This window comes from Microbacterium sp., from assembly GCF_043427715.1.
In the GTDB taxonomy this organism is placed as follows: domain Bacteria; phylum Actinomycetota; class Actinomycetes; order Actinomycetales; family Microbacteriaceae; genus Microbacterium.
Genome location: NZ_JBHWTD010000076.1, coordinates 35,937 through 42,212, shown reverse-complemented (window position 1 = coordinate 42,212; position 6,276 = coordinate 35,937). Strand labels below are relative to the sequence as shown.

Below are 6,276 nucleotides of genomic sequence, written 5' to 3'. Positions count from 1 at the left end.
GCGTGACGACCTCCGCGGAGATGCCCCCGATGAACTTGCTCTGATACTGCTCGGACTCCCGCTTGGTGGGGTTGCCGGTGACCTCGACGTCCGTGATGACGTCGTCCTCGAGCGTCACGGTCACCGTGATCGTCTCGACCGACTCGGGTGTCGCATACGAGCCGTCGGCGGTGTAGGTGCCGTCGGCGTAGTCGGCTCCGGGGGCGACGGGCTCGGCGGCCGCGTCCGGGCTCTCCGTCTCGGCGCCGCACCCGGCGAGCAGGACGAGACCGGCGACGGATGCCGCGGCGGCACCGACGCGGACGGGACGGGAGAGGGCGGGGCGGCTCATCGAAGGCTCCTCGGGGGTGGGGGCGAACGCACTCACGCTTACGGTCACGGCCGAGCGCAGGCTCTGCCCCGTCTATGCGGCAGCCGTGACGGGGCGGCGGACGCCGAGCTTCAGCAGCTCGACGACCAGGAACACGACGACACCCGCCGCCAATGCGACACCCACCTGCAGCAGGCTGAGCGGGCGCGAGTCGAACAGTCCGTTCAGCAGCGGCAGGTAGGTGTAGGCGAGCTGGAGCACGAGCAGCGCCGCCGCCGACCAACCGACCATCGGGTTGCCGCGGAGAACGGCCGGCGTGAGGCTCGATCGGGAGAGGAACCGGCAGTTCAGGAGGAACCCGAGCTGCCCGAACGCGAGCACCGTGACCGCCATCGTGCGCGCGACCGCCAGCTCGGCCCCGGCAGCCAGCGCCCAGCCGAACACGGCGAGGGTCACCCCGCCGATGACGAGCGAGACGGCGAGGACGAACCCGAGTTCGCGTCGGGAGATGATCGACCCGCCCGAGGGGCGCGGCGGGCGCGTCATGATGCCGCGCTCGGCCGGCTCGTAGGCGAGGGCGAGCGAAAGGGTGACGCCGGTGACCATGTTCACCCAGAGCACCTGAACCGGCGACAGCGGCAGCGTGAAGCCGAACAGCACGGCCGCGAGCACGACGAGCGACTGAGCGCCGTTGGTGGGCAGCAGGAAGACGACCGACTTGCGGAGGTTGTCGTAGATCCGGCGACCCTCGCGCACGGCGCTGCGGATCGTGGCGAAGTTGTCGTCGGCGAGGACGATCTCCGCGGCTTCCTTCGTCGCCTCGGTGCCCTTGATGCCCATCGCGATCCCGACGTCGGCGCGGGTGAGCGCGGGCGCGTCGTTGACACCGTCGCCGGTCATCGCGACGACCTCGCCGTGCGACTGGAGGGCGCGGACGATGCGGATCTTGTGCTCGGGGCTCGTCCGGGCGTACACGTCGACGTCGCGGACGACCTCGGCGAGCTGCGTCTGGCTGAGCTCCTCCAGCTCGGGACCGGTGAGCACGCGGGAGCGCTCGTCGCTGACGAGCCCCATCTCGCGGCCGATCGCGACGGCGGTGCCGGCGTGATCGCCGGTGATCATCTTCACCCGGATGCCGGCGGCGTGACAGTCCGCGATGGCGTCGATCGCCTCGGGGCGGGGCGGATCGACGATGCCCCACAGCCCGAGGAACTCGAGGTCGACGAGGTCGCCGGCCTCGACGTGCTCGGCACGCGTGGCCTTGCGGGCGGCGGCGAGCACGCGGAGACCCTGCGCGCTGAGCGCGTCGACCTCACTCTCCCAGCGGACGCGGTCGAGCGGCTCGGAGCCGTCGGGGCCCCGCTGCGTGAGCGCGCGGGCGAGGAGACGGTCGGGGGCACCCTTCACGAGGATCGCGCGGGCACCGTCATCGGACTCGTTGAGCGTCGCCATGAACTTGTGCGCGGAGTCGAACGGCACGACATCGCGGCGGGTGGTGCCGGCACTCGACGCGCCGCCCTTCATCGCGACGACCTTCAGGGCGCCCTCCGTCGGCTCGCCGACAAGGCTCCAGCGGTCGCCGTCCTTGACGAGGTGCGCGTCGTTGCAGAGCGTCGCCACGGCGAGGAGGGCGGCGAGGTCGCTGCTGGAGGCCTCGTCGCCGTCGGCGTCGATGATGCGCCCGTCGGGGTCGTACCCGAGCCCGGTCGCCTCGTAATGCCCGATCGGGGTGACGAGCGTGCGCACGGTCATCTCGTTCTTCGTCAAGGTGCCGGTCTTGTCGGAGCAGATCGTGGAGACCGAGCCCAGCGTCTCGACGGCGGGGAGCTTCCGGGTGATCGCGTGGCGACGCGCCATCTGCTGCACGCCGATGGCGAGAGTGATCGTGACGAGGGCTGGGAGACCCTCGGGAATGGCCGCGACGGCGAACCCGATGGCCGCGGAGATGAGGTCGTCGAACGGCAGATCGTGCACGTAGCGGCCGATCAGCAGCATGACCGCGGCCATCCCGAGGATGACCAGGGTCAGCACCTTGCCGAATTTGCCGAGCTGCATCGACAGTGGGGTCTGCAGCGACCCGGCATCCTGCACCAGCTCCTGGATGCGGCCGATTTCGGTCGAAGCCCCCGTGTCGGTGACGATGCCGCGCCCTTGGCCGGCCGAGACAATCGTGCCCGAATAGGCCATCGACCGGCGATCGCCGATGCCGACATGCGCGTCGACGGGTTCGGTCTGCTTCGACGAGGGCACCGACTCCCCCGTCAGGGCGGCCTCGTCGATGCGCAGCTGCACCGCCTGAGTCAGGCGCAGGTCGGCCGGCACCCGGTCGCCGGGCGCGAGGCGGACCATGTCGCCGGGGACGAGCTCCGCGGCGGGGATCGTGATCCAGGCGCCGTCGCGGCGGACCGCCGCCTCGCGCGACAGCATCCCGCGGATGCCGGCGAGAGCCTTCTCGGCACGCCCTTCCTGCACGAAGCCGATCACCGCGTTGATGACGGCGACGGCGACGATCACCCAGAACTCCAGCCAATCCCCCATGACCGCCTTGATGGCGGCTGAGGCCAGCAGGATGTAGATCAGGATGTCGTTGAAGTGCGACAGGAACCGGCGCCAGGCGGGCGTCCGCGCAGCTTCGGGAAGCTCGTTGCGCCCGTGCTCACGGAGCCGGGCGGCGGCGTCGTCGGAGGTCAGTCCGCCGGCATCCGTGCGCAGCAGCGCCTCGACGTCGTCGATCGGGAGGGAGAACGGGGCGCCGGTGCCCGCGTCGGAGTCGGAGTCGGAGTGCGGCGAGGCCATGGAATGCCCGATCAGGCGGCGCCGTCGAACATGCTGGTCACCGAGCCGTCCTCGAAGACCTCCTTGATCGCCCGCGCGAGGAGCGGGGCGATGGGGAGGATCGTGAGCCCGGGGAAGCGCTTCTCGGGAGGCAGCGGCACCGTGTCGGTGACGACGACCTCGTCGATGGACGCGTCCTGCAGCCGCTCCGCGGCCGGGTCGCTGAAGATCGCGTGGGTCGCGGCGACGATGACGCGCTCGGCGCCATTCGCCTTGAGGGCCTGCGCCGCCTTGACGATCGTGCCGCCGGTGTCGATCATGTCGTCGACCAGCAGGCAGACGCGACCGCTCACGTCACCGACGATCTCGTTGACGGTGACCTGGTTGGCCACGTTCGGATCGCGCCGCTTGTGGATGATCGCGAGGGGGGCGCCGAGGCTGTCCGACCAGGTGTCGGCGACCCGGACCCGGCCGGTGTCGGGCGAGACGACCGTGAGCTTGGCCCGGTCGTCAGCCGACAGCGTGTTCTCGAAGTGCTCGAGGAGGACGGGCTTGGCGAAGAGGTGGTCAACGGGCCCGTCGAAGAAGCCCTGGATCTGCGCGGCGTGGAGGTCGACGCTCATCACGCGGTCGGCGCCGGCCGTCTTGAACAGGTCGGCGACGAGGCGGGCGCTGATCGGCTCGCGGCCGCGGCCCTTCTTGTCCTGCCGCGAGTACGGGAAGTACGGCGCGACGACGGTGATCCGCTTCGCGGACGCGCGCTTGGCGGCATCCAGCATGATGAGGGTCTCCATGAGCCACTCGTTCACCGGCGGACCGAACGACTGCACGAGGAAGAAGTCGCAGCCGCGGATCGAGACCTCGAAACGGGTCAGGATCTCGCCGGAGGCGAAGGTGCGGTGCTCGGTGGGGACGAGCTGCGTGCCGAGCGCGCCTGCCACCTCGGCAGAGAGCTCCTCGTGCGAACGACCCGACGCGACGACGAGACGCTTCTTGGTCTTCGCGACCAGGCCGGGCGCGATGCCGCGCTCGGCGTCCAGGTCAACCGTCTGCTGCTTCTTGCGACCCATCGTCCGCCTTCTGTGCGGACCGGGCCCGGGCGGCGGCTTCCGCAGCTCCGGTTCCCGGTCGGTTGGTCTCGACCCAGCCCTCGATGTTGCGCTGGGGGGTGACGTTCAGGGCGAGAGCGCCGGCGGGCACATCCTTGCGGATCACCGCTCCGGCACCTGTCTTGGCGCCATCTCCGATCCTAACCGGCGCAACGAAGACGTTGTGCGAGCCGGAGTGCACCTCGTCGCCGATCTCGGTGCGGTGCTTGGTGATGTCGTCGTAGTTCGCGGTGATCGCACCGGCACCGAGGTTCACGTTCCGGCCGATCGTGGTGTCGCCGATGTACGAGAGGTGAGGCACCTTGCTGCCCGCGCCGATCGTCGAGTTCTTCGTCTCGACGAAGGTGCCGATCTTGCCCTTCACACCCAGCTCGGTGCCGGGGCGGAGGTAGGCGAACGGGCCGACCGTGGCGTCCGCGCCGATGACGGCGAGCGTGGCGTCCGTGCGGGTCACGGTCGCGCCGGCGCCGACCTCGCAGTCGACGAGGCTCGTGTCGGGCCCGATCGTGGCGCCCTCCGAGACCGCGGTGGACCGCAGGATGTACGTGTTCGGGAGCACGGTCACATCGGGCGCGAGAGTCGCCGTGACATCGATCCAGGTGGTCGCGGGGTCGAGGATCGTGACACCGGCGAGCTGCCAGCGCCGCACCGTGCGGGCGTTCAGCGCGCGTGCGGCCTCGGACAGCTGCACGCGGTCGTTGACCCCCTGCACGAGGGCGACATCGGAGACGACGGATGCCGCGACCTGCAGCCGCTCTTCGCGGAGCAGCCCGACGACGTCGGTGAGGTACTTCTCGGCCTGCGCGTTGTCGGTGCCGACGCGGGCCAGCTGGGTGCGCAGCTCCGCGGCGCGAAAGACGTACACGCCGGAGTTGATCTCGCGGACGGCCGCCTCGTCGTCGTCGGCGTCCTTCTGCTCGACGATCCGCGACACGGTGCCGTCGGCGCTTCGGATGACCCGGCCGTACCCCTGCGGGTCGTCGACCTGGGCGCTCAGCAGGGTCGCGGCGGCGCGGGCGGCGCGATGCTCGCGCACGAGGGCGCCGAGGGTGTCGGCATCCAGCAGCGGCACGTCGGCGCTCAGGACGAGGACGTCGCCGGCGAAGTCCGGGAGGGCGTCGAGGGCGACCTCGACGGCGCGCCCGGTGCCGGGGATCTCGTCCTGGTCGACCACCACGACCTCTGGGGCGACTCCGAGGACGGCGTCCGCGACCTGGTCGCGTTCGTGGCGGACCACGACGACGACGTGAGCCGGAGCGAGGTCGCGGGCGGTATCGAGCACGTGCCCGACGAGCGGGCGGCCGCCGATGCGGTGGAGGACTTTGGGAAGGGCGGACTTCATGCGCGTCCCGGCTCCGGCGGCGAGGATGACGACGGCGAGGCCGGAGTCCAACGAGTTCTCGGTCATGCTCCGCCGCCAGGACTCGAACCTAGACCTCACAGCTCCAAAGGCTGTCGTGCTGCCATTACACCACGGCGGACCGCGGGCCCCGGGTGGGGGAACCGCCCGTCAAGTCTGCCATGCGGGAGGGGGCGGGGCGGGCGCTCATGACCTCGAGCCCACCGGGCGATAATGGAGGGATGGCGCCCGAACACGACGAGGTCGACCGGATCGTCAGCGCGTGGATCGCGCAGCGACCGGACCTCGACTTCTCCCCCCTCGAGGTGCTGTCGCGGGTCGACCGCCTCTCGCGCCACCTCGACCGCGCCCGGCGTGAGGCTTTCAGCCGCAGCGAGCTCGAGCCCTGGGAGTGGGACGTCCTCTCCGCGCTCCGGCGCGCCGGTGAGCCCTACCGGCTGAGCCCCAAGCAGCTGCTGCAGCAGACCCTCGTCTCCAGCGGCACCATGACCAACCGCATCGACCGGCTCGTCGAGCGCCGACTGGTCGTGCGCGCCGCCGACCCCGGCGACGGGCGTGGCGTGCTCGTCTCCCTCACCGAGTCGGGACGCAACCGCGTCGACGCGGCGATCACCCGCTTGGTCGATGCGGAGGCCGAGCTGCTGTCGGTGCTCTCCCTCGCCGACCGCGAGCGTCTGGCCGGGCTGCTGCGAAAGCTCAGCCTCGGCTTCGACGCCTGATTC

5 protein-coding genes and 1 tRNA gene are annotated in these 6,276 nt (G+C 70.9%); 1 reads left to right on the top strand and 5 read right to left on the bottom strand.

All coding sequences use genetic code 11. The features are described from left to right. The 5 genes from ACHFGS_RS08365 to ACHFGS_RS08345 all read right to left on the bottom strand — a co-directional run. Nucleotides 1–331, bottom strand: a 331-nt coding sequence (locus ACHFGS_RS08365) for a hypothetical protein (RefSeq protein WP_394289355.1), incomplete at its 3' end; no start/stop codon positions are given. Between the two features lie 72 nt (nt 332–403). After that, nucleotides 404–3,106, bottom strand: a complete 2,703-nt coding sequence (locus tag ACHFGS_RS08360) for an HAD-IC family P-type ATPase (protein ID WP_394278689.1) — start codon at nt 3,104–3,106, stop codon at nt 404–406. Between the two features lie 11 nt (nt 3,107–3,117). Then, the gene (locus ACHFGS_RS08355; protein ID WP_394278690.1) at nt 3,118–4,155 is read right to left on the bottom strand and encodes a ribose-phosphate diphosphokinase; all 1,038 of its coding nucleotides are present in this window, start codon (nt 4,153–4,155) and stop codon (nt 3,118–3,120) included. Beyond that, nucleotides 4,127–5,602: a bifunctional UDP-N-acetylglucosamine diphosphorylase/glucosamine-1-phosphate N-acetyltransferase GlmU gene (glmU, locus tag ACHFGS_RS08350; RefSeq protein WP_394278691.1), complete on the bottom strand. Its 1,476-nt coding sequence runs from the start codon at nt 5,600–5,602 to the stop codon at nt 4,127–4,129. Before glmU ends, ACHFGS_RS08355 begins: the two co-directional genes overlap by 29 nt. Before the next feature lies 1 nt (nt 5,603). Beyond that, nucleotides 5,604–5,675, bottom strand: a tRNA-Gln gene (locus ACHFGS_RS08345). A 100-nt stretch (nt 5,676–5,775) separates the two neighbouring features. Here ACHFGS_RS08345 and ACHFGS_RS08340 point away from each other — a divergent pair. Further along, a complete protein-coding gene (locus tag ACHFGS_RS08340; protein WP_394278692.1) occupies nt 5,776–6,273 on the top strand; it encodes a MarR family winged helix-turn-helix transcriptional regulator in 498 nt (165 codons plus the stop codon). The last annotated feature ends 3 nt before the right edge of the window (nt 6,274–6,276 follow it).